21 protein-coding genes are annotated in these 23,585 nt (G+C 37.1%); 16 read left to right on the plus strand and 5 right to left on the minus strand.

The window, feature by feature from the left end:
* Positions 1-248 precede the first annotated feature (248 nt).
* Positions 249-905: an NUDIX hydrolase gene (locus AC1DDK_RS11990; RefSeq protein WP_172659713.1), complete on the plus strand. Its 657-nt coding sequence runs from the start codon at positions 249-251 to the stop codon at positions 903-905.
* Here the strand turns inward: AC1DDK_RS11990 and coaD are convergent.
* Genes coaD through AC1DDK_RS12005 form a run of 3 tightly spaced genes read right to left on the minus strand, consistent with a single transcriptional unit; the run spans position 889 to position 2,725 of the window.
* Entirely contained in the window at positions 889-1,350 is a 462-nt protein-coding gene (coaD, locus tag AC1DDK_RS11995; protein WP_477633925.1) for a pantetheine-phosphate adenylyltransferase, read from the minus strand. The genes AC1DDK_RS11990 and coaD overlap by 17 nt on opposite strands.
* 11 nt (positions 1,351-1,361) lie before the next feature.
* Positions 1,362-1,904 carry an RsmD family RNA methyltransferase gene (locus AC1DDK_RS12000; protein WP_288878943.1) on the minus strand — a complete coding sequence of 181 codons (543 nt, stop codon included), beginning with the start codon at positions 1,902-1,904 and terminating at the stop codon, positions 1,362-1,364.
* Entirely contained in the window at positions 1,895-2,725 is an 831-nt protein-coding gene (locus AC1DDK_RS12005) for a DUF3822 family protein (protein ID WP_172659716.1), read from the minus strand. The genes AC1DDK_RS12000 and AC1DDK_RS12005 overlap by 10 nt, the downstream gene beginning before the upstream one ends.
* A 52-nt stretch (positions 2,726-2,777) precedes the next feature.
* Between AC1DDK_RS12005 and AC1DDK_RS12010 the strand changes: the two genes are divergently transcribed.
* From AC1DDK_RS12010 to AC1DDK_RS12025, 4 genes are all read left to right on the plus strand, one after another.
* Entirely contained in the window at positions 2,778-4,214 is a 1,437-nt protein-coding gene (locus tag AC1DDK_RS12010; RefSeq protein WP_477633926.1) for an ATP-dependent DNA helicase, read from the plus strand.
* A gap of 52 nt (positions 4,215-4,266) precedes the next feature.
* Complete coding sequence (locus tag AC1DDK_RS12015; RefSeq protein WP_246269417.1) at positions 4,267-4,926, plus strand: MCP four helix bundle domain-containing protein; 660 nt, start codon at positions 4,267-4,269, stop codon at positions 4,924-4,926.
* Between the two features lie 61 nt (positions 4,927-4,987).
* Positions 4,988-5,398 (plus strand): GtrA family protein, encoded by a 411-nt coding sequence (locus AC1DDK_RS12020; RefSeq protein WP_172659719.1) that lies wholly within the window; start codon positions 4,988-4,990, stop codon positions 5,396-5,398.
* A 12-nt stretch (positions 5,399-5,410) separates the two neighbouring features.
* Positions 5,411-7,117, plus strand: a complete 1,707-nt coding sequence (locus AC1DDK_RS12025; RefSeq protein ID WP_288878944.1) for an ArnT family glycosyltransferase — start codon at positions 5,411-5,413, stop codon at positions 7,115-7,117.
* 128 nt (positions 7,118-7,245) lie between these two features.
* Here AC1DDK_RS12025 and AC1DDK_RS12030 read toward each other — a convergent pair whose 3' ends face one another.
* Complete coding sequence (locus AC1DDK_RS12030) at positions 7,246-7,542, minus strand: Dabb family protein (protein ID WP_172659721.1); 297 nt, start codon at positions 7,540-7,542, stop codon at positions 7,246-7,248.
* Between the two features lie 240 nt (positions 7,543-7,782).
* Here AC1DDK_RS12030 and AC1DDK_RS12035 point away from each other — a divergent pair, with 240 nt between their 5' ends.
* The 8 genes from AC1DDK_RS12035 to AC1DDK_RS12070 are packed head-to-tail and all read left to right on the plus strand — an operon-like array spanning position 7,783 to position 16,074.
* On the plus strand, positions 7,783-8,811 hold the full coding sequence (locus AC1DDK_RS12035; protein WP_172659722.1) for an AAA family ATPase: 1,029 nt from the start codon (positions 7,783-7,785) through the stop codon (positions 8,809-8,811).
* 3 nt (positions 8,812-8,814) lie between these two features.
* Positions 8,815-9,690 (plus strand): DUF58 domain-containing protein, encoded by an 876-nt coding sequence (locus AC1DDK_RS12040; RefSeq protein ID WP_477633927.1) that lies wholly within the window; start codon positions 8,815-8,817, stop codon positions 9,688-9,690.
* A 5-nt stretch (positions 9,691-9,695) separates the two neighbouring features.
* Positions 9,696-10,667 (plus strand): hypothetical protein, encoded by a 972-nt coding sequence (locus AC1DDK_RS12045; protein ID WP_172659724.1) that lies wholly within the window; start codon positions 9,696-9,698, stop codon positions 10,665-10,667.
* On the plus strand, positions 10,654-11,658 hold the full coding sequence (locus AC1DDK_RS12050; RefSeq protein ID WP_477633928.1) for a vWA domain-containing protein: 1,005 nt from the start codon (positions 10,654-10,656) through the stop codon (positions 11,656-11,658). Before AC1DDK_RS12045 ends, AC1DDK_RS12050 begins: the two co-directional genes overlap by 14 nt.
* Positions 11,659-11,661: 3 nt before the next feature.
* A complete protein-coding gene (locus AC1DDK_RS12055) occupies positions 11,662-12,699 on the plus strand; it encodes a vWA domain-containing protein (RefSeq protein WP_172659725.1) in 1,038 nt (345 codons plus the stop codon).
* The gene (locus AC1DDK_RS12060) at positions 12,699-13,454 is read left to right on the plus strand and encodes a tetratricopeptide repeat protein (RefSeq protein ID WP_288878946.1); all 756 of its coding nucleotides are present in this window, start codon (positions 12,699-12,701) and stop codon (positions 13,452-13,454) included. The genes AC1DDK_RS12055 and AC1DDK_RS12060 overlap by 1 nt, the downstream gene beginning before the upstream one ends.
* Positions 13,455-13,481: 27 nt before the next feature.
* Positions 13,482-15,308, plus strand: a complete 1,827-nt coding sequence (locus AC1DDK_RS12065; RefSeq protein ID WP_246269419.1) for a BatD family protein — start codon at positions 13,482-13,484, stop codon at positions 15,306-15,308.
* A 4-nt stretch (positions 15,309-15,312) separates the two neighbouring features.
* Entirely contained in the window at positions 15,313-16,074 is a 762-nt protein-coding gene (locus AC1DDK_RS12070; protein ID WP_288878947.1) for a tetratricopeptide repeat protein, read from the plus strand.
* A gap of 29 nt (positions 16,075-16,103) precedes the next feature.
* On the opposite strand, the gene AC1DDK_RS12075 is transcribed toward AC1DDK_RS12070, so the two are convergent.
* On the minus strand, positions 16,104-16,505 hold the full coding sequence (locus tag AC1DDK_RS12075; protein ID WP_477633929.1) for a c-type cytochrome: 402 nt from the start codon (positions 16,503-16,505) through the stop codon (positions 16,104-16,106).
* Positions 16,506-16,640: 135 nt separating this feature from the next.
* Between AC1DDK_RS12075 and AC1DDK_RS12080 the strand changes: the two genes are divergently transcribed.
* Genes AC1DDK_RS12080 through AC1DDK_RS12090 form a run of 3 tightly spaced genes read left to right on the plus strand, consistent with a single transcriptional unit; the run spans position 16,641 to position 23,494 of the window.
* Positions 16,641-18,350, plus strand: a complete 1,710-nt coding sequence (locus tag AC1DDK_RS12080; RefSeq protein ID WP_172659729.1) for a glycoside hydrolase family 26 protein — start codon at positions 16,641-16,643, stop codon at positions 18,348-18,350.
* A gap of 55 nt (positions 18,351-18,405) precedes the next feature.
* The gene (locus AC1DDK_RS12085; protein WP_172659730.1) at positions 18,406-19,737 is read left to right on the plus strand and encodes a glycoside hydrolase family 2 TIM barrel-domain containing protein; all 1,332 of its coding nucleotides are present in this window, start codon (positions 18,406-18,408) and stop codon (positions 19,735-19,737) included.
* Positions 19,712-23,494 carry a glycosyltransferase family 2 protein gene (locus AC1DDK_RS12090; RefSeq protein WP_288878950.1) on the plus strand — a complete coding sequence of 1,261 codons (3,783 nt, stop codon included), beginning with the start codon at positions 19,712-19,714 and terminating at the stop codon, positions 23,492-23,494. The genes AC1DDK_RS12085 and AC1DDK_RS12090 overlap by 26 nt, the downstream gene beginning before the upstream one ends.
* Positions 23,495-23,585 lie beyond the last annotated feature (91 nt).

Here is a 23,585-nt window from a genome sequence, read left to right on the forward strand (position 1 = left end):
TGTTTAATTCAATCTAGAACTGGCAAATATCCGTAATAAAAATCAATGCTGAAAGTCTTTTCTGTGATCGGCTGTGAATCAGTAGTATCTGAGATTTATTTTTTGTTTTTTCTATAAATGTAAGAGCAGTATGTTATAATTCTGTATTTTTAAACCTCGATTTTATTCCGGTAACAACCGGATTAAAAAGAATGCTTTAATAGTATTGCTGCGGAGAACTAAATGATAACGAAAACGACTACCTTCTGATGAAGAATTACAGAATTTATATTAACGATAATACTTTGTTTATTGCGGACTTGATGCCTAAACAAATAAAGAAAGTTCAACAGCTTGATAAGCAGGATTTTGATTTTGAACTCTTCTATAAGAATTTAGAAAAGGTATCTGGAAAAGACTATATACTACTTGATCCGGATCCTAAACAATTATTTAAAAAGATTAAAAAAAGCTGTGAACTTATAAAAGCTGCTGGTGGTTTAGTGAAAAATGTGAAAGGCAATTACCTCTTTATTTTTAGAAATAAGAAGTGGGATTTGCCCAAAGGTAAGGTAGAAAAAGATGAGAAAATGAAGGAAGCCGCCCTTCGTGAGGTTGAAGAGGAGTGTGGAGTAAAGATTTTTACCAACGATGAAAAGCTATGTAAAACTTATCATGTTTATACGCTTGGGAGTAAATTGGTGCTTAAGAAAACCAACTGGTACAGCATGACAGTAAAGGGAGAGCCTAAACTGATTCCTCAAAAAGAAGAAGGAATAACCAAAGCAAGCTGGCTAAGCAAACTGGAACTTAATCAGGTATTAAAGAATACCTATCCTTCAATTGTTCAGGTAATGGAAGTTGGGGGCCTTTTAGAAGATAATATTGTAGTAAAACCAGTTTTACATGCTATAAAAAAGGTATAGCTTGTGGCGGTAAAAACTTACTTACATCACCGTTGTTGCGCAGAATATCGCGCACAATGGTTGAACTTATAGCCGAATATTCTGGTTTGCTCAGAATAATTATGGTTTCTACTTCAGGCATCATCGTCTGATTGATCTGCGCAATTGCTTTCTCGTATTCAAAATCAGAAACCGAACGCACCCCTCTAACCATGTATTKGGCATTGATCAGTCTGCAGAAATCAACTGTAAGCCCTTCGTATAGTTCAACTTCCACTTTTGGCTCCTGTTCAAAAACCTTTCTTACAATTTCTTCGCGTTTATCGGCCGACAGGAATCCTTGTTTGGAACTGTTTAAGCCAATACCCACTACAATTTTATCAAATAAAGGTAACGCGCGCTTTAAAATATCTACGTGAGCTATGGTAATCGGGTCAAATGAGCCAGGAAATAGTGCAATCTTCATGGTTAAATATACTAATTGGAGGGCTTTTCAAAAAAACTAAATGAAGAGTTGCCATATCTTCTGGTTTCGGTATAACCGGGCTGATTGTTTAATTTTAATAGTGATGGGTGTTCTACTATAAGCAAACCATTATCTGTTAACAGGTTATTTTTCATTACCAGCTCCGGAATTAATGGAATGGTTGACAAATCATAAGGTGGATCAGCAAAAATGATCTGATAGGATTTGGTGTGACTTTGCAGAAACTTAAATACATCGGCTTTTTGCACATCAATTTCATTTAACTGATATTTTTCGATAACAGATTTTACCCAATAAATACAGCCAGAGTGTTTATCAACCGCTGTTACCTGTTTAATGCCTCTTGATGCAAATTCAAAGCTGATGTTTCCTGTTCCACAAAATAGATCAAGAACGGTACAGCTATCAAAGTCATAAGTGTTGTAAAGGATATTGAAAAGAGCCTCTTTGGCCATATCTGTTGTTGGCCTTACCGGCAAGCTTTCGGGTGCATTAAAGCGAATACCCTTTAATTTTCCACCAATTATCCGCATTGATCAAGGGCTAATAGACTACTGTAATAATGAGCAGGCATGTCATCTAAAATTTTTTTGTCAACTTCATTACCGGTTGTCGGGATGAAATTGATGGTTTTGAAGTACTTTTCAATGCATTTGTATTGACTATCTCCGTCGTTGATGATTCCACTAAGGTAGATGTCAGTTTTTGAGGTGTCTATATTAAGCTGATTGATAATGAAAAGCAGGTAGTAGTTAAATTCCTCAGCGTTCTCGATTTGAAAATAATTTTGGAATATCAGTTTACCGCCATCGGTATATATTACATTAAATGAGCCCACAGTAAAATCAAGTACCAGGCTAAGCTTTTCATTGTCTTTGGAAAGCGATAAAACAGGTGCTGCATGATCAAATAGTTTGCAGTTTGACAGCGAAACATTTAAGGTTTCTTCTATGAACTTATTTAGTGTAAAGATGGATGTGAAACCAAAATTGGCAAAAGGCTGGGTGTAAAGGTTATTAGATTGTTCTTCTGCAAAGAATTTTGCGAAGTCGTTTAAATTCTGCTCATTGAACAAGTCATTGGGTATGGCTATTGAATTTTCGGTATGTACCGAAGCCTTAATTTCTTTAAATGGCAAACTTAAATAGCTGTCTGTCCTTAGTTTTTCGGAAAGCGCTTTGCTTACATTCTGACATTCCTGCTGGTCGTAAACTGCCTTTAACTGATTGTTGCTCTTGTCTATAATGGCATACGAAAAACTATCGGCAGTAATTTTTATTAACAGGTTGCAGTCTGCCGCTGTATTCGGGTCAAACTCCGGATCAACTAATAATATGCTATTTTTGCTGTTCATATGAACAAAATTAATCCTTTTTTCTATAACATCACCATTGCATATTTGTTAAATGGATAAAGCGACCCTAATAGCCCAGTCTTATCAATTTACTCCTACTGCAGAACAGTTTACTTTTTGCAGTGAAATGGCTTCTTTTTTGTCACATCAATTAGATGGTCAGTGTTTCATACTAAGGGGGTATGCAGGTACAGGTAAAACTACCTCGGTAGCCGCGCTGGTAAAGGCTTTACCTAAGTTTACTTTACGCGCTGTTTTGTTGGCTCCTACGGGAAGGGMTGCAAAAGTAATGAGCAACTATACCGGCAGAAAAGCATTAACCATTCATAAAAAGATCTATAGAAAAAAAACTGCAGTAGCTACTGATATGTCATTCCAGTTGGCCCCAAACCTGGCAGAGCATACTTTATTTATCATTGATGAGGCATCTATGATTGCCGACGAGTGGAATACGCAAACGGGTTCGTCGTTTTTAAAAGACCTGATGGAGTTTGTGTATAACGGAAAAAATTGTGCAGTTGTTTTTGTGGGCGATACTGCCCAGTTGCCACCGGTTGGAAGTCTGGATAGTCCGGCATTAAATAAAGAATACATTGCTTCAAATTTTGGGATGAGGGTAACGGCTGTGGAGCTAAAAGAGGTGGTGCGTCAGGAAAAGAAATCGGGGATATTGGCCAATGCTACTATGCTTAGAAAACTGATTAATGATGACAGTGAGACAGAAAAGGTTGAGCTGCCAAAGTTCATCACTAAAAACTATAAAGATATTTTTAGAATGACGGGCGTAAAACTAGTTGAAGGATTGGAATACGCCTATAACAAGTTCGGTATAGAGAATTCACTTGTAGTTTGCAGATCTAATAAGTCTGCGAATGTTTATAATCAGCAGATCAGAGCCAGACTATTGTACCGTGAAGAAGAGCTGACAGGGGGCGATCAGATCATGGTAGTTCGGAATAACTATTTCTGGCTGCCGGAGAATGAGTCGGCTGCTTTTATCGCAAATGGAGACATGGCCAGGATACGCAGGGTAAGGGGTATTGAAGAGCGCTATGGTTTTCGGTTTTGCGAAGTTCAGCTAGAATTTCTTGATTTCCCGGAAGCAGGGGAGGTTACCTGCAAAGTTATATTGGATACGCTGACTGCAGAAACACCAAACCTTTCTTATGAGCAAAGCAATAAGCTTTTTGAAGGGCTTAATCTGGATTATGATCATATAAGCAACAAAAGAGATCGTTTAAATAAAATTAAAGAAGATCCATATTATAATGCACTACAAATTAAATTCGCTTACGCGGTAACCTGCCATAAGGCCCAGGGCGGGCAATGGGATGCTGTATTTGTGGATCAAGGTTATTTAACGGAAGAGATGATCGATATGGATTTCCTAAGATGGCTTTATACTGGGGTAACAAGAGCGAAAAAAGAATTATTTTTAGTAAATTTTGCACAAAACCTATTCTCTTCTCCTGCTGAAGAACAATTTTAGATGCTAACCTGAACTTACTGATATGAGATTTGCTTACTCTATTAAACAAAAAATGAAAATTGCAGTGCTGTTATTCTGTATAATGGCGTGCACAATACTGATCAGGTTTCTGGAAGATAAGAGTGTTAAAAGCATGAATGAGTCATTTGTTTCGATGTATAACGATCGCCTTATTCCAGCTACAGACTTATTTTACGTTGCTGAGAATGCTTATGCAAAGAAATCGATGATCGAGGATTTTTTGAATACAGCTTATGAGCAATCTTTTAATCCCGCTGTTTTTAAAGCCCAGCTTGCATCGTACAACAGGGCAATAGATTCTTTAATTAAAAAGTATGAGAAAACTTTTCTGGTTAAACAGGAAAAGGAAAAGCTGATTGTTTTAAAAGATGGTCTTGAAAGTACAGGGAAGATTGAAGATCAAATCATGGCCTTTGCTGATAAAAGAGATATTTCCAGTGCCAGGAAACTTTATGCACAAGAGGGAAGAGCTTCGTCAAAAGGCACGATTCAAAAATTATCTGAATTAATGAGGATACAAACCCAGGTTGGTGAGGAACTAATTAAAGATTCAGCGTTTATGGTTTCAGGTAGCAAACTGTACTCGACTTTACAAGTTGCATTAGCTATTCTTATTGGTATTTTAATAGTAGGAATTGTCTTTACATCGAACGTTGTAAAGATCAATAATGATAAATTTAACCTTAATTAACCATTTATTACAGGCTTTTCCATTACAGATTATTATGTTTGTTTCTGCAAAAAGTAACAACATGACACCAATAGCGGCCATTGAATTTAATAGTGCTTTCTTTTTCAAGTTTTTAAAATTCGGGTTGGTAGGTTTCTCAGGTCTTATTGTTGATTTTGGTATTACTTATCTCTGTAAAGAAAAATTAAAGATTCATAAGTATATATCCAATTCATTGGGTTTTATAGTAGCAACAGGGTCTAACTACACACTTAACAGATACTGGACTTTTGATAATCATAATCCCGCCAGCATTATTCAGTTTGGTAAGTTCTTTGTGATTTCGTTGGTAGGATTGGCGATTAGTAATATGATTATTTATTTGCTGAATGATAAGTTGAAATGGAATTTTTATGTTGCCAAAGCCTGTGCAATAGTATTGGTTTCATTGTGGAACTTTTTTGCAAACTATCTTTACACATTTACTGGATAAACCCTACTGCTAATGCTGCAAACAAAAAAAAGTTCTGAACAGATATTGTTTATATTTCTGGGAATATGGACTGTATTTAATATCATTCAGGCTGGTTTTGTAGAGGTTCATGCTGATGAGGCTTATTACTGGGTTTATTCGAGATTTTTAGACTGGGGGTATTTTGATCATCCGCCAATGGTTGCCCTGTTTATTAAAATAGGCGATTCATTATTGCCTTCTACCCTTGGATTGAGGATATTAACGGTTATAACAAGCACGCTCTCTGTTTATTTGCTGTGGCAAATTGTAGGTCGTTATGTCCAAAATATAAAGCTCTTTATTCTGCTGTTTTCAGCAATAGTACTGTTCCATGTATATGGGTTTATCACCACACCAGATTCTCCTCTCTTCTTTTTTACGGTATTGTTCTTTTATGTGTATCAACGTTACGAAGCTGAGAATAAGATTAAATGGGCTTTGCTATTGGCCCTGGTTATTGCCTGCTTACTTTTCAGTAAGTACCATGGCATATTGGTTTTGTTTTTTACCATATTGTCTAATCTTAAATTATTAAAAAGGCCATCTTTCTGGCTTATTGTAGTCATATCTATAGTTGCTTATCTGCCGCATATACTGTGGCAGGTTCATAATAATTACCCGTCATTTTATTACCATGTGATAGATCGATCTGCGGCTATTTATAAGTTTAATTTTACTTCAGAATACTTCCTTGCACAGCTTGCACTTGCCGGCCCGCTTGTTGGTTGGTTTTTATATAAATCGGTAGTGGGTTTGAAATCCTCAGATACCTTTCTTAGGGCAGTTAAATTTAATTTTTACGGAATATTTATATTCTTTTTGTTTAGCACCCTAAAGGGAAGAGTAGAGGCCCACTGGACATTACCTGCCATGTTATGCCTGTTTATTCTGGCTTATATTGATATGGCCAGAAAGCCTGTGCCTAAATGGTTTGAGAAACTCGCTATCGTTAATATTGCATTAATTGTTTTGGTGCGGCTGATATTGATCATCCCGATAGATGCTTTAATGAAGGTAAATGTTGTTGCGTATTATTTTGGAACGGAGAAGTGGGCTAAACAAATCCATGAAAAGGCCGGTGATTATCCGGTAATATTTTACAACTCGTTTCAAACTCCATCGAGATATAATTATTATAACCGCAGCACAAAGGGTTTTAGCTATGATTCAAGATATTACAGGAAAAACCAGTACGATATATGGCCTTTAGAAGATAGCCTTAGGAACAAGAAGGTTTATTTTGTAATACCTGATAGTCATGGTGATCAGGCCAAACAAGATACTATTAACACAAGTAAAGGCGTGTTTTATGGAGCATGGATAGATAAGGTAAGAATGTATCAGAAGGTATCTGTGAATCCGGTTGTAGCTCCGGGAGATTGGAAGAGCGGAGAGGCTAAGACTTTGAAATTGAAGATAACTAATCCTTACAATGAGCCCATTTCATTGGGCAATAAGGGGGAAACCTGGAAATGTTACCTGGAATACGGGTTTAAAAAGGATGATACGCTAAGTGAGTTTAAACCTGTTGTAACGAATTTGGAGCATATTCAGATTGGGGCAGGAGCGTCTGTAGAAATAGAGGGAGTGATAAAAGCGCCGGTTCAGGCAGGGAAATATAAAATGATCTTTTCTTTAAGGACAGAGCCTTTTTTAGGGGGAAGAAACAGCAACATGATTGGTGTTGAAGTGAGATAATACACTCGTCATTCTGAATTTATTTCAGAATCTCGTTTAAGCAGGTCTGTTAATACCATGAGTTGGATTCTGAAATAAATTCAGAATGACGAACGATTAATAATTCAGCATAACAAATGCGCTTTGAATTATTGTGCGTCGTATATGATTACTTTTTCAAAAAGACTACGGAATTCATCTAAAAAAGCGGTATGTAAGTGGTGTACCTGATAAACATCGTGTCCGGCAAGATCCTCAAAGAAGATGCTAAGTGAAAAGGTATAAGTAGTATCAACAACTGCGCGTTCAATAGGTGCAGGTGTACCGATATGTAATGTTTTTACAGATTCTACACCCTTAAGGGTTTCCAGGCTTTTTCTGAAGGCAACTTTTTGTTCTTCGGTAGTGTCGGCTTTAAGCCAGAATAATACGTGATGAGCTAGCATATGATATATTTTTCGGTAAATATAAAAAAGAATCGGAGATAGGTCCTAAGATCTATCCCCGAAATCTAACTAGCGTGCACAATAGAAACGGGATAAGATACTGAAACGCTACAGTGCCTATGAACTAAAATTAACAACGTTAAATGTGAGTTTTAACATATTTTAACAATAAACAGGTTTTAAGGGCTTGCGAAAGGGTTAAGGTTTGTCTAATTTTCGCAGCGAAAATAAATGGTCTAAATGGAAGAAGTAAATAATACCACTGACAGCTTGGCGTATGGCACTGATATCCGTGCGCTGAACGAAATGATACAAAAGGAAAGCGCATTTATCGATCTGCTTTTTATGGAGATGGATAAAGTGATTGTTGGCCAAAGATATATGGTAGAGCGCTTAATGATCGGTCTGCTTGCAGACGGACATATTTTGTTAGAGGGCGTACCCGGACTTGCAAAAACACTTGCAATCAATACCTTATCTAAAACTATTGATGCAGGCTTCAGCAGAATCCAGTTTACACCAGATCTTTTACCGGCCGATTTGGTAGGTACTATGATCTATAATCAGAAAAAAGAAGAATTTATTGTTAGAAAAGGTCCTTTGTTCTCTAATTTCATCCTTGCAGATGAGATCAACAGGGCACCGGCAAAAGTGCAGAGTGCTTTATTAGAGGCTATGCAAGAGCGCCAGGTGACTATTGGAGACACTACTTTTGAATTACCTAAACCTTTCCTGGTTTTAGCAACCCAGAACCCAATAGAACAAGAAGGAACTTATCCATTGCCAGAGGCACAGGTTGATAGGTTTATGCTTAAAGTAGTGATCGGCTATCCTAAAAAGGAAGATGAAAAGCTGATCATGAGAGCAAATATTGCCCCTCAGGGAATGCCAAAACCAAAAGCTATCCTACATCCTGATGATATCATCAGAGCAAGGAAGGTTGTAAGGGAAGTATATATGGATGAAAAAATTGAGCAATATATTATCGATATCGTTTTTGCTACCCGTTACCCGGATCAATATAAACTGGCAGATTATAAAAACCTGATCAGTTTTGGAGCCTCACCACGCGCAAGCATAAATCTTGCCTTGGCTTCAAAAGCCTATGCTTTTATAAAAAGAAGAGGATATGTGATTCCAGAAGATGTAAGAGCTGTTTGCCATGATGTTTTAAGACATAGAATAGGTTTGACCTATGAGGCTGAGGCGGAAGATATTAATACAGAAACCATCATTACAGGAATATTGAATGCAGTAGAAGTACCATAGCTTATGGATACCAAAGATCTCTTAAAAAAAGTAAGAAAGATTGAAATTAAAACCCGTGGGTTAAGTAATCAGATCTTCTCGGGAGAATATCAATCGGCATTTAAAGGCCGGGGTATGGCCTTTAGTGAAGTCAGGGAATACCAGATGGGTGACGAGATTCGTACCATCGACTGGAATGTTACTGCCCGTTTTAATCACCCTTATGTAAAGGTGTTTGACGAAGAAAGGGAGATGACAGTGATGTTACTTGTTGATGTTAGCGGGTCTAAGAATTTCGGAACGCAGACCCAGCAAAAACAAGAACTTGCTACCGAGGTATGTGCCGTGCTGGCATTTTCTGCTATACAGAACAATGATAAGGTAGGTGTATTGTTTTTTAGCGATAAGGTAGAAAAGTTCATCCCTCCTAAAAAGGGAAGAAGTCATATTTTGATGATCATCAGGGAACTGATAGATTTTAAACCTCAGAACAGGGGTACAAATGTAGCTGAAGCTTTAAGATACTTTACCAGCGCTATTAACAAAAGATGCACTTCCTTTCTGATCTCTGATTTTATGAGTAATTCTTTTGAGAATGAACTTAAAATAGCCAACAGAAAACACGATCTTATCGCACTTAGGTTATATGACTTGCATGAGGAAGAATTTCCTAACCTGGKACTTATCCCTGTTAGGGATGAAGAAACCGGTGAGTACGAGTGGGTAAATACTGGGGATAAACGTGTTAGACAGGCTTATAAAGTTGCAGCAATGGAGAGAAATGGGAAACTAGAAGATCTTTTTAAGAGATCAGGAGTAGATTTTACAAAAATTGGAACCCATCAGTCATATATTAAACCATTAATGACATTATTTAAAAAACGCGAAGCCAGAAGGTAGGGGATATGAAGCAATATTTTAATTTTAGCTGGTGTTTAATGCTATGCCTGGCTTGCTTTACTTATAAAAGTAATGCTCAGGATATAAAGGTAGAGGCTAAACTAGATAAGTCGACCATTGTTTTGGGAGACCAGACAATTTTGCGCTTAAGTGCCCGATTGCCGGTAAATGAGAAAATCAGTTTTCCTGCATTGGCAGATACCATTTCTTCTAAAATACAGATTGTAGAGGTTGGCAAAACCGATACTATAGCAGATAAGAATAATCCTAAAGTGGCTACAATTAGTCGCCAATATACAATCACTTCTTTTGATGCCGGATTGCAGGCCGTTCCGGCTTTCTTGTTCCAGGTAAACACGCAAAGTTTTAAAACCGATCCTTTGCCCTTACAGGTTACTGCTGTTGCTGTTGATACTACAAAGGCCATTTATGACATAAAGCAGCCCCTTGCAGTAAAATATTCCTTTTTAGATTGGCTAAGGGACCATTGGCAGTGGGTATTATTGTCGTTCGTGATAATTTTACTGATTGCAGGGGTGATCTATTACCTATGGCAGAAAAGGAAGAACAAACCGGTTAAGGTGGAGGTTAAGCCATTGGTACCTGCAGATGTAACCGCATTAAATAAGCTAGCCGTTTTAAGAGATAAAAAATTATGGCAGCAGGATGAGGTTAAACAATACCATATTGAACTTACTGATATATTGAGAGAGTATCTTGAAAAACGCTATCATGTTAAGGCACTTGAGCAAACCTCTGAAGAGATTTTTGCAGGTTTAAGACATATGGAAATTACGGATCAAAACAGGAGTAAATTACGTCAGATATTAATGCTGGCCGATCTTGTGAAGTTTGCTAAAGGGATGCCTTTAAACGCAGAAAACGAGCAAAGTATCGAGAATGCAATCAGTTTTGTGACCAACACTAAAGAGATTAATCAATTACCCGATAATAAAGCGCAAAATGAAACTGTTTAGTGGAATCGAATTTGCTAATCCAGGGTTTTTCTGGTTACTACTGCTGGTACCTTTAATGATTGCCTGGTACATCTGGCGCAATAAGAAGCTTCAGGGTACAATGCGCATATCGTCTGTTAAGGCCTTTATGGGTGTAAAGAAAAGCGGCTATGGTGTTTTACGGCATTATAGCATTGCATTGAAATCATTAGCCCTTATTGCAATAATTATTGGCCTGGCCAGACCCCAGAGTGCATTAAGTTGGCAAAATACAACAACAGAAGGAATAGATATTGTTATTGCTACTGATATTTCCGGAAGTATGCTTTCTGAAGATTTAAAGCCAAACAGGCTGGAGGCAGGAAAAAATATTGCTATAGACTTTATAAAAGACAGGCCCGATGACCGGATAGGTCTTGTGGTATTTAGCGGCGAAAGTTTTACGCAGTGCCCGCTTACCATTGATCATGATGTATTAATTAACTTATTTAAAGGAATTAATAATGGAATGATTGAAGATGGTACGGCGATAGGAATGGGCCTTGCAACAGCTGTTAATCGCTTAAAAGATAGCGAGGCAAAAAGTAAGGTGGTTATTTTGCTTACGGATGGCTCTAATACGGGTGGTTCAATACMTCCGGTAACTGCTGCCGAAATTGCCAAGCAAATGAACGTGCGTGTTTATACAGTTGGGGTGGGTACTAAAGGATATGCACCTTATCCTGTAAAAACACCTTTTGGTATACAGTATCAGCAAGTTCCTGTTACCATTGATGAAGGAACGCTTTCCAGTATCGCAAAAATTACCGGAGGTAAGTACTTCCGTGCTACAAATAACGATAAGCTAAAAGAGATTTATCAGCAAATTGATCAATTAGAAAAAGCAAAGATCGCTGTTACACAGTATCATAAGAAAACAGAGCGTTTTTTGCCTTTTGCATTGATTGCGCTGGCTCTTTTGCTGGTTGAATTTGGATTAAGAAATACATTGTTTAAAGGAGCTTTAACTTAATATATGTTACGTTTTGAACACATAGCGCTTTTATGGGGGCTAGCTGCCATTCCATTGTTTATCCTGATTTTTTTTCTGGTGCGCCGGTGGAAAAGAAAGGCGCTGGCCAGTCTTGGCGATAAAGCTACAGTAAGGAAAATGATCCCAGAGGTTTCTTTTACCAGACCGGGATTAAAGTTTATCTTTTTTACCGTTGCTTTTGCATCATTAGTTATTGGTGCTGCCAATCCTCAAATTGGAACTAAGGTGGAAGAGGGTAAAAAGAGCGGCGCTGATTTAATGATCCTGCTTGATGTTTCCAATAGTATGCTTGCAGGAGATCTTTCTCCGAACAGACTTGAAAATGCAAAAAGGGCAATATCACAATTGATTGATAACCTTCATAACGATAGGATAGGGATTATCATTTTTGCAGGAGAGGCTTATGTTCAGTTGCCCATAACAACTGATTATTCTGCTGCTAAATTGTTCCTGAATAACATTAGTACAGATATCGTTCCGACACAAGGAACTGCAATTGGTGCTGCAATTGATATGGGTATGAAATCTTTTGATTTTGTAAATGGAACAAGTAAAGCAATGGTACTGATGACTGATGGAGAGAATTTTGAGGATGATGCTATTGCCTCTGCAAAAAGAGCAACCGAAAAAAATGTTGCAATACATGTTATTGGCCTCGGTTCTGCAGAAGGAGCTCCGGTTCCAATTTATCAGAATGGCAATCCAACAGGCTTTAGAAAAGATGAAAAGGGGCAAACGGTTATCACCAAGCTAAATGAGCAAATGTGTAAGGAGATCTCTGAAGCTGGTAACGGAGTTTATGTTAGGGCCTCGAATGCCAATAGTGGATTGGGAATTGTGATGAATCAGATCAGCAAAATGGAGCAAAAGACATTTGACAGTAAAGTATTTAAGAATTATGAAGACAGGTTCCAGTTTTTTCTTGGGTTTGCTTTAATACTATTGGTTATAGAATTCTTTATCTCAAGTAAAAAGAACCTGAAATTAAGTGAGTTGAATTTGTTTGAAGTAAGAAAATAATGAAGCAGTTTATCATCATCATATTTATATTATTACAAGGCACTTTGCTTTTTGCTCAGAAAGAGAAGAAGTATATCCATAAAGGGAATCAGCTGTATCAGGAAAAGAAATATGCTGAGGCCGAGGCGAGTTACAGGGAATCGGTAGATAAATCGAAGGCTTCTGTGGAGGGAAACTTTAATCTTGGTGATGCTTTGTATAAGCAGAAGAAATTTGATAATGCTGCTCAGAAGTTTACAGATATTGCATCATCATCTGAGAATAAAGCGGTTAAGGCCAAAGCATATCACAATCTGGGCAATTCATTACTAGAGTCGAAAAAGCTGGAAGAAAGCATCGAAGCTTATAAAAAATCATTGATCAATAATCCTAAAGATGATGAGACTAGGTATAACCTGGCTTATGCGCAGGAAAAGCTGAAACAACAGCAGCAACAACAGAATAAGGATAAAAACAAGGATAAAAATAAAAAGGATCAGGATAAGAAAGATCAGGATAAGAAAGACCAGAACAAAGATCAAAATAAGGATAATAAGGATCAGCAAAATAAGGATCAGCAGAACAAGGATAAAGACAAGCAGGATCAGGATAAAAAAGATCAGAAAGACGGACAACAGCCGCAACCTGATAAATTGTCGAAAGAAGATGCTGAAAGAATGCTTGAAGCCTTAAAGAATGAGGAAAAGAACACTCAGGATAAGCTTAAAAATAAAAAAGCAAAAGGTGTAAAAGGCCGTATTGTTAAAGACTGGTAGACTGAGTATTTTTGCGCTAAAATGAAAATGAAACACTATATATTGTCGGTATTACTGCTGTGGACAAGCGCCTTGTTTGCCAATGGAATAAAATCTGGTGCCCAGGATGTAAAAGTTACTGCATCGGTAAGTAAAAGTGTGGTGGGTACAGGAGAGGCATTTGAAATTAGTTTTTCTGTAAATGGCAATATAGAATCGTTTAATCCACCAGCCCTTAATGGCTTTCAGGTCGTTGGGGGGCCAAATCAATCCTCAAGTTATTCATCTATTAATGGAAACACAACAGCCAGCATGTCTATTAGTTATGATCTTGTTGGGGTTAAAGAAGGTGAATATATTATAGGACCGGCACTTGTTGTTGTGAATGGAAAACAGGTTAAGTCAAACTCTGTTAAAATAAAAGTAGTAAAGGGTAAGGCTGTACCTCAAGGGAATCAGCGAAATGCGGTACCTCAGGGAGATAAGGTTGCGGAAGGAAATAGTATAGACATTTCAAAGCGGTTATTCCTTAGAGCGGTTGCAAATAAAACCAATGTTTATATCGGGGAGCAGTTTTCAGTTTCCTATAAATTATATACCAATATTGATCTGGTAGACAATGCGCTTGATAAATTGCCGGATTTTAATGGTTTCTGGAGTCAGGAGATCAAAAATAACAGCCAAAATGTACAGTGGGAGATCGAAACTTATAATGGTGAAAAATACCATGTTGCAACCCTGAAACAGATTATTCTTTTTCCGGAGCGTTTTGGCAAGCTCACGCTCGATCCTTTGGCGATGACTTTTGTGGTAAGGCAAGCTGCACCTTCAAATGATCCTATTGAACAGTTTTTTGGAGGTTCTTATAAGGATACAAAATACAAGATTAAAAGTACACCAATTACCATTAATGTGAAACCTTTGCCGGAAGCAGGCAAACCAGAGGGTTTTAATGGGGCCGTTGGAAACTTTTCTATTGGGGCTAACTTAGATAAATCATCAGTTAAAGCCAATGAAGCATTAAACTATACCCTTAAAATTACCGGATCAGGTAATTTAAAGTTGTTAAAGGCTCCGGAATTAACCCTTCCGGCGGATATAGAAAAGTATGATCCAAAGGTAAACGATGATATTAAAGAGACCATGACCGGTGTTTCCGGCAGTAGGGAGTATAGCTATTTACTTATCCCAAGGCATGAAGGCAATTATACAATTGAACCGTTAAAGTTCTCTTATTTTAATCCAGCAACGGGAAGATATGTGAGCCTCACATCCGGATCATTTCCCGTAAAGGTGGCAAAAGGCGACCCAGGTTCAAATGTTACCGCTTATGCAACAGGTGGACAGCAGGATGTTAAAACGCTGGCAAAGGATATTGCTTATATTAAAACAGGAAACCCTGGTTTAACAAAAGATGGCGAAGGCTTTTATGGTTCAGCTTTATATTATATGCTCCTTTGTACAGGTCCTGTTCTATTTTTAGCGGCATTTGGATATAGAAAATGGTATAGAGAAAACAACAGAGATGTTATAAAGGTAAAGGGTAGAAATGCCAACAAAATTGCAGCTAAACATCTGGCCAGTGCCCAGAAGCAATTGATCAGCGGAGATAAAAAAGCTTTTTATGAGAACGTATACAGAGGATTGTATGGTTATTTAAGCGATAAATTAAATATCTCTGCCGCGGATTTAAATAAAGAGAATATTGGGGAACAGCTTAAGTTAAGGACTGTTAATGAATCCATAATCGATCAATTAACAGATACGCTAGACCTTTGTGAAATGGCGAGATATGCACCTATTTCTGGTATATCTGAGCAAGAAGTATTTGATAAGGCGAAAACTATTATTAACGATATAGAAGACAATGCATAATCGCTTGAACCACTTTTTTTACAGTTTTATACTGCTGGTGATATCGCCTTTGTTTTTGTGTGCCAAAGGGAATCCGGAGGCGCTGTTTGCGAAGGGTAACAGTCAGTATGCGAAAGCACAATATAAAGAGGCTGCACAATCTTATCAGGAAGTGTTAAATGATGGGTATAAATCAGCTGAGGTATATTTTAACCTGGGTAACGCCTACTATAAAATGGGAGAGATGGCACCTGCTATTCTTTATTACGAAAAGGCATACAAAGTTACGCCAGGAGATCAGGAAATTAGCTTAAATCTTCAGCTTGCTAACTTAAAGATTGCCGATAAAATAGAATCAGTACCAGAATTTTTTCTGACGAAGTGGTGGAAATCTTTCTTTCTGTTTTTTTCTGCACAAGCATTATCCGGGTTCGCAGTTGCGTTTTTACTGCTGGGTTTTGCTTTATTGATTGTTTACCTTTTTGCCATTTCGATCTCAATTAAGAAACCAGCTTTCTACGCTGGTATAATTCTACTTGCTCTGGGACTGTTATCCATTTTTATAGTAAGCACACAAAACAGTTACCTTAATAGTAGCAGTCAGGCTATTGTATTTAATGGCACCGTGAATGTAAAGAGTGGCCCTGATGACAAGTCAAAGACACTTTTTGTGATTCATGAAGGAACCAAAGTTACCATTAAGCAAAACGACAACAACTGGATTAAAGTAGAGTTGCCTAATGGAAACATTGGTTGGGTTGAGGTTATTGCCGTAAAGGAAATTTAAACCTTTCTAAAATCAACAATTAATTCATTCTATTTTGTTTCCGGATGTTCCTTCCCATTGTGGCAGGTAATGCAGGAAATTGCTAAAAGAGCTTTTCCATCTTTGTCTTTACTGCCAATCGGGTGAAAATATTTTTTATTAATCTTCATTGTCATACGCATCATATCTCTGGCAGTTTCTTTTTCCGGTTTTTCATCGCTGGCAAAATCTAGTTTTTTAGGATCGTCTTTTCTTGCTGCATGGCAGAAGTTACATTTTACTCCTAAGGCTGTTTTAAAGCCATCCATAACTTCTTTAAGCTGATCATGACTGATGTCTTTAGGAAGAACCTTCAGKTTTGTAGGCTTTTCGTCGGCCTGCGGCATAAATGCGCTTAGCATAACGACTGTACTTAACAATACAGATAATGTGATGGTTTTTTTGTAGGTCATTTTGAGAAGTTTGATAAACTAATATACTAAATATCAATTAAAATATATTCAGGTAGAAGAGTTGAGAAGTATAATCGTTACAAAGAATTATATTTACACCTTCTGACTACAACGGGACTATTACAGTTAAATAAAATGAAACATAAAAAACGCCTCTACTATTTTGTTATATTAATTTTACTTGTGCTTTTTGGTAGTTTTCTGTATTTCAAACCGGTGCTCAAAACAATGGTTGTTAATGAATTTAGAGATAGGTCGTATGAGAAATTAGTTGGTGTATATGATGAAAAGAAAGATGTTCCGTCTGATGTGATAAACAATATTAAACACGTATCGATTAAATGGAAATCTTTTGCATTAAGTTCTAATAGGAAAGCTTTGCAAAATGCAATAGTAGAAAATAAGAACGTTCTGATTACTATTGAGACCTGGCCAAGTTTTAATGCTGAAAGTATTTCTGTTCTTGATGAGGTTCTGAAAGGCAGCTATGATAAAGAGATCAAAGCATTAGCGAATGTAGCGAACCTGAGTAAAGGATCTGTTTTTGTACGGTGGAACCCGGAAATGGAAGTGCCTGTAAAACAATATCCCTGGCAGTATCAATCCCCATCAACTTATATAGATGCATTTAACTACTTTTCGGTTCATTTAAAAAAACTTGCCCCTAAGGTTAAAATTGTTTGGGCTCCTACAGGATATCCAGGTGATTCAGAATTCTGGCCAGGAAAGAATAATGTTGATTTAATTAGCATTGTACTAGGCAGTGGTGGAGAAAAATTATCAAACATATATCCTTCGAATTTAACTGATTTAGATAAATTAAGATTTAAGCTTCATAGACTCCGATTTATGGATAAACCCGTATTTATATTGTCTGCAGATGGGATGGGGAATGTTCAAAAAACAGATTCCATTCTTAAAAAGATTGAAGTAGAAAGAAACTTATATAAAAACACCATTTATTCGAGTGAAAACTTTAAGGAGCCATTTGTTAACAATCAAATCAGAAAGAATTTAGTCTTGGGTGTATTTGACCCTATGAAGAAACTAATAGATGAGCCGGAAATAGGTGTAGAGCATATATTTGTTGATTGGGGTGAAATACAACGAGGGGAATTTCTAAAGAAATTTAATGAGATTATTACGAGAAAGCATGATGTTATTTTAACGATGGAACCTTGGAAAAGTACCAGTAATCTTCCTGATCCAAATGTACTGCAAAGTACGTTAAACGGAAAATATGATAAAGAGATTTCTAAACTTTACAGCGTAATTGCCAATGTTAAACAAACCGTATACCTGCGCTGGGCACATGAAATGGAAATTCCTATTCATCGTTATACCTGGCAGAGCCAGGATCCCGTGGTATACATAAATTCATTCAGGTATTTTATGAATTTCTTAAAAGAGAAACCTAAAAATATTCAAAGAGTTTGGGGACCAGCTGGAGACAGAGGCTCGGCAGATTGGTACCCTGGCAACGATGTGGTTGATTATATCAGTATTGCTATATATGGTTTACCGGATAAAAACATTACTGATGAAAATATGCAGGAGGCTTTTAGCAACATATTTCAACGTAAAAGCTATAGAATGAGGTTCTTCAATAAACCAATATTTATAACTGAGTTCGGTGTAAAGGGGTCGGAGAAATATCAGGATAGATGGTTAATAGATGCTGCGAAAACCATTCAAAACGACAAGCAGATTTTTGGTGCATGTTACTTTAATTTATACGACAATCCGAAAGCCTGGGGCCATATAAAAGCTCCTGATTGGAGCATAAGTAAAAACTCATTAAAGAAATTCAGTTCAGAACTGAAACAAAGTTTTACTTTAAAATAATTAAGTTTTAAGTGTTTGCAGGGATTTGTTATATTTAGCGTATTATAAACTTGGGATGCTCTTAACTTTAAGAAAATATTTATTTTTTTTTCTCTTTTTAAGTACGCTGTATGCTTGCTCAGACAGCCGGTCAAAACGATCTGGTAAAGTTTTTATTGAGCAGAAGGACGGTGATTTTAAATTATTTAGAAACGGGAAACCCTTTGCTATTAAAGGCGCCGCCGGTTCTGAACATTTAGACCTATTGTCTGAACTTGGGGGAAATACCATCAAGACATGGGATACCACCCACATCGACTCTATACTGAAAAAGGCAAACGAGGCAAACATTGCTGTCATCATTGGCTTACCAATACCTGAAAGCAAACACATGTACTTTTATAATGACGATGCAAAGGTCGCCAGCCAATTTAAAGCGATAAAAAAGTTAGTTAACAGGGTGAAAGACAATCCTTCTGTACTAATGTGGTGTGTAGGTAATGAGCTTGTTTTTCCACATAAGCCCTCTTATAATAAATTTTACGGGGCATTTAATGATATCGTTGATATGATCCATAGTGATGATCCAGATCATCCGGTTACAACTACTATGATAAACTTTCAGCGTAAAACGATCTTTAATCTTAAGATGCGAACCAATGTAGATATTATATCATTCAATATTTTTGGCAGAATAGAATCTTTAAGTCAAGAGTTAAAAGACTTTTCCTGGTTTTGGAAGGGACCTTATCTGTTAACTGAATGGGGCATTGATGGCCCATGGGACGGGACTGCGGAAACAGCCTGGGGTGCTAAGATAGAGCAAACAAGTACAAAAAAAGCTGAGCAATATTATTCCAGATATAAAGAGAAAATGCCTGTAAATGACGGAAGATTGCTGGGCTCATTTATTTTTTACTGGGGACAGAAACAAGAAACCACACATACCTGGTTTAGTATTTTTGATGATGCAGGAAACAAAACGGAAGTAGTAGATGCTGCCGAAGCTATCTGGAAAGGCAAGCCATTGACCACCACAGCACCAAAATTAAACTATATGCTCCTGAACAGCAAAGGGGCAAAAGATGATATATTTCTAAAGCCAAATGAGAAAAATACCGCAGAAGTATTGATGTTAAACGGTGATGTCAATGTTAAAAGAATTGTTTGGGAAATTTATCCTGAAGATTGGTATAAAATCAACAATGTAAACAACACTAAAAAACCTTTACTTATTAAGGGGCTTATTGAGCACACTCAGGATTTGAAGGTTATCTTTAATACTCCAATTAAAGAGGGACCGTATAGAATATTTGCAACAGTTTATGACGATAAAGGTTATGTGGCAACATGTAATACACCATTCTACGTATTAAAAACAGATGAAGATAGTAGAGCCAGTAATTAATCCAACGAGAAAACAGACTTTCACTTTACGCTTAATGATTGTCATTGGCATGCTTTGCATGGCTTTGTTTCTTAGGGAGCTGTTTTTAACTGATGCCGAAAGTATTCCATTATACTGGATGTTGATGGCCACACTAATTTTCATGTGCCTTAAAATAGTGCACGAATGGATACATTACTTTTATATAACTGTACCGGATACACCTAAAGCGGAAAAGATATATACCGTTGATATATTTACGACTTTCTGTGCCGGAGAGCCTTATGAAATGATTAATGAAACATTAATCGCTATTAAAGCAATTAAATATCCCCATAACACCTTTTTATGCGATGAGGCCGATGATCCTTATCTAAGAAAAATATGTGAGGAACTCGGTGTAGTTCATGTTACCAGAATAAAGAAAATCAATGCAAAGGCCGGGAACATCAATAATGCATTAAGGCAGTCATCAGCAGAACTTTGCGTGGTATTGGATCCCGATCATGTTCCTTTTCCGGATTTTCTGGACCCAATAGTAAGCCATTTTAATAATCCTGAGGTTGGATTTGTGCAAATTGTACAATCTTATAAAAATTATGACCAGAGTTTAATAGCCAAGGGAGCGGCACAGCAGACATTTCAATTCTATGGCCCGATAATGATGACCATGAATAAATATGGAACTGTGCTTGCTATTGGAGCAAACTGCACTTTTCGACGTTCTGCATTGGATTCTATCGGTGGGCACGCGGCCGGATTGGCAGAAGACATGCACACTGCGATGCAGTTACATGCAAAGGGTTGGAAATCAGTTTACGTTCCTGCGGTATTGGCAAGGGGCTTGGTGCCAAGTACTTTATCTGCATATTATAGTCAGCAATTAAAGTGGTCGAGAGGTGTTTTTGAACTATTGGTTACTTCCTATCCCCAGTTATTCAAGAATTTTACCTGGCAGCAAAAGCTGCATTATGGTATTATACCAATGCATTACCTATCGGGTGTCATTTTTCTTATTAATTTTTTGATACCAATATTTTCTTTGGTTTTTAATACCAGTCCTATAAATATCGTTTTCTTTAATTTCATAACAATTAGCTTCCCGCTGGTGATGTCAATAATCCTGATAAGGCATTTTGTACAACGATGGGTAATGGAAGAAGAAGAGCGCGGATTCCATGTAGTTGGGGGGTTGTTAATGATAGGGACATGGTGGATATTTATTATTGGATTATTCTACACGATTTTACGCAAAAAAGTTCCTTATAACCCAACGCCGAAAGATGGTAGGGATGAAAATAACTGGAGTTTAAATATTCCCAATATAGCAGTAATAGCAATCTCTCTCTTTTCAATAATATTTGGATTATATAAAGACTGGAACCCTTACAATTTGATTATGGCAGGGTTTGCAGGACTTAATTGCATTATATTGTCGTTTACAATTGTTGCAAGCAGACAAAGCCAGTTCAGGAAGTTAAAGAGGAAAGTACCAGTACTAAACTCAACAATGAGTTATGTTTCGGAATTTAAAGCGCGCTTCTGGAAACTCAGGAGAAAAATATATAGTGGAGTTAGGAGTACTGCATTAATGATTACCACACTTATTGTTTGTGGGGCGATCTATTTTGTAAATACGCGCTCTGGCAACGAGGTAAAACCACTGCCTTATAATTATAATAAAGACATATTTATTTCAGGGATATTTGCCCCCGAAAAAAGCAACGGGTTAACTTCTTTAAAGCTTGTTAAGCAATACGAAATTCAGAGTAAATTACATTTTGGTATAGTTTCTCTTTACATTCCATGGGGAGATCATGCTGAATCTATGCTGCCCAACTCACTGATAGATTCAATTTACAAATCAAACGCTATACCGATGATTAGTTGGGAACCATGGCAAAGTTTATTTGATAAAGTAAAAAGTTTTGAGGAAGGGCAGAGAGAAGAAAAGGTGTTCTCACGTATCCTAAAGGGTGATTACGATGATTATTTAAATGCTTTTTCTAAGCAAATAAAATCGCTTAAACGCCCTGTTTTTATTCGGTTTGCCCACGAGGCAGACAATCCACAATATCCGTGGTCTGCTAAAGGAGGGAATAGTGCAGAAGAGTTTAAAGATGGCTGGAAATACGTTCACGACTATTTTAATAAAAATGGTGCCTATAACGCGATATGGGTTTGGAATCCCTGGAAGTCTGATGCGGTGTCGGGATATTTTCCTGGAAGGCCATATGTGGATTGGATAGGTGTTACTAATTTAAATTACGGTACTAGAAATGGTAGCAATAGTTGGTACAGTATGGAACAGCTTTATCAGCCATTCCACAAAAATCCTTTATTCAAAACTGATTTACCTGTTATGCTTGCGGAAATGGGATCGTTGCCAGCTGAGGGTAAGCAAGATCAGTGGTTTCAAAATGCGTTTAAAAGCATTAGACGTAAATTCCCGGAAATTAAAGCAGCTGTATTCTTCAATAGTAGCTTAGATAGAAACACGATAGACACAGCTATTGGCAAGCCTCTGAATTGGAAAATTGAAGATTTTACCAAAGTAGGTTTGGCATTAAAAAAATACAACAAAAAGCGAAGCTGGATAAATTATCCAAATGGTATTGAAACTGCTGTAAACAACACAGAAAGTTCTACAAAAAACACTCAGGTTTTATCAGAGATAAGAGGGGTTAATTATGCAAAAGGTCAGATATGGTCTACCAATTACCATGCTTTAAAGAAGAAAGAAATTGTAGCTGATATTTTGGAAATGAAAAAAGTAGGCTTCAATACGATCAAGTATTTTGGGCCAAGTGTATATGACCGAAATGTATTAAATGTTGCTGAAGATAATGGACTTAAAGTAGCCTACAGTTATTGGCTGCCGGATAATAGTGACTTTATTGCCGACAGAAAAGCTTTAGATAGTTATGCGGATAAAGTGTTAAATACTGTAGCAGAATTAAAGGGTAGAAAAGACATCATTTTATGGAATATTGCAAATACGCCTCTGCGTAAACTGGAACATGATTACTATATGCCAGATCTGTTTTTCCCGCGGGAAGCATATATTTCATGGTTGCATAAGTTAGTAAAGGAGATTAAGAAAATAGATCCGAGCAGACCAGTTACCGTAGATCTGTATGCAAACAATAATCTGGGTAAGAATATCGCCATGCTTCATAGCAGGATTCCTGATATCGACTATTTTGGTTTGGTTGCAGATAAGTACTCTGATTCTGTTGCTATGACTGAAATAAAGAATTTTAAAGAACCGTATTTCTTTAGCAGGGTAAATACTTCAGGTTATTTAAAGAACAAGAGTACTAAAGCAGGTGTGTTTATAGCCAACTGGCAAGATGAAATGACTAATCAATTCGTCACATTTGATGGTCTTAAAGATTACTCCGGAAAGAATAAGTTTGAATTTTATGAGCTGTCAAATCAATGGACCGGTTCAAAATTACCTTCAAAGATGCCAATGATAAAGGTATTGTTGCCTTCGGTAACCATTTTTGCGAATATGCCTGTAACATACCGGGCTTTGGTCTTTAATTCAAACGAGTGGAGTTTACCCAAGCCTGAGGCAAACCTGAGGTTTAAATGGAATCTTGTGAAAACTGATTCCTATGGTAATCCTGTTAATGTGATAGAACTGGGAGAGGGAAGTAGTATGACCTTAACCATTCCCGAGAATCCGTCAAGTTATAAACTATATCTCTATGCAATGAATGATAGTGAGGTCAAGATCGTAAGCACTAAACTTAATATTCCATTGAATTAGAGATAAAACATAAAAGGCTACCATTACAGTAGCCTTTTATGTTTTAATCGGTGGACTTGAGGGGGGAGACAATCGAACTTTTTTGGCTAAA

It is taken from the genome of Pedobacter sp. 05T44, assembly GCF_056395985.1.